Source organism: Streptomyces sp. CO7 (assembly GCF_053474865.1).
Genome location: NZ_JBRIOU010000001.1, coordinates 305,353 through 306,404, shown reverse-complemented (window position 1 = coordinate 306,404; position 1,052 = coordinate 305,353). Strand labels below are relative to the sequence as shown.

At 76.9% G+C, this 1,052-nt stretch carries 2 protein-coding genes; both read left to right on the top strand.

The features are described from left to right. Nucleotides 1-525, top strand: a 525-nt coding sequence (locus ACOV8S_RS01400; protein ID WP_448315488.1) for a maleylpyruvate isomerase family mycothiol-dependent enzyme, incomplete at its 5' end; no start/stop codon positions are given. Between the two features lie 63 nt (nt 526-588). After that, nucleotides 589-1,052: copper homeostasis protein CutC (locus ACOV8S_RS01395; RefSeq protein ID WP_448315486.1), on the top strand; the 464-nt coding region annotated here is incomplete at its 3' end.

The following is a 1,052-nucleotide window of genomic DNA, read 5'->3' as shown; positions in this document are numbered from 1 at the left end:
GTGCGCGACGCGCTGTCCCACTGCGGAGCGGTGCTCACCCGCCTGGTGGAGGACCGGTGGGAGCGGGGGACCGGCGGCCCCGAGGCCAACGCCCGGGACATCGCGGAGCGGGCCGGCTGGCCGGTGGCGCGGATCGTGGACGAGCTGGAGCGGGGGATGGGCGGGGCCGGCGCCGCGATCGCGCGGAACGAGCGCGGGTCGCGGGACGGCGTGGCCTTCGGCGAGTGGGTGCACGCGGGGGACGTGCGGGAGGCGTGGGGGCTTCCCGGGGCCTACGCGGGACCCGGGCAGGCGGACGCGCTGCGGCTGCTGGCCTGGGTGACCGCGCACTACGGCCTGGCCACCGTCCACGCCGACCTGGACGGGTACGACGAGCCGCTGCGACTGGGCGACCCCGGGCGGACCCCGGCGCGGTACATCGGCGACGCGGCGACGCTCGTCCGGCTGTGCACGGGGCGGTCGACGGCGGGGGCGTCCTACGAGCTGGCCGGGGTGACCGAGGCCGAGCTGAACATCTTCGGCTGACCCGGCGGTGCGGGGCGCGTACCCTGGGGGTCCGATTGGACTAGACCTATCTGGTGGTGGCCCGTGAGTCTCGTGAGTGCGGAGCGTCCGGTGCTGGAGGTGATCGCGCTCGACGTCGAGGACGCGGTCGCGGCGCGGGAGGGCGGGGCGGACCGCCTGGAGCTGGTGACCGACATGGCGGCCGACGGGCTGTCCCCGTCGGCCGCCGTCTTCACGGCGGTGCGGGCGGCGGTGGACCTGCCGGTGCGCGTGATGCTGCGCCTGTCCGACGGGTTCTCCGCCGGGGGCGACGCGGGGGTGGACGAACTGGTCCGCCGCGCGGGCGAGTTGCGGGAGGCGGGCGCGACGGAGTTCGTGCTCGGCTTCCTGGACGGGTTCGGGCTGCTCGACCTCGCGGCGACGGAGCGGGTGGTGACGGCGCTGGACGGCTGCGCGTGGACGTTCCACCGGGCGCTGGACCACGCGGCGGACCGGGCCGCGGTCCGCAAGGCCCTGGCGGGGCTGCCGGGGCTCGACCTGTGCCTGAC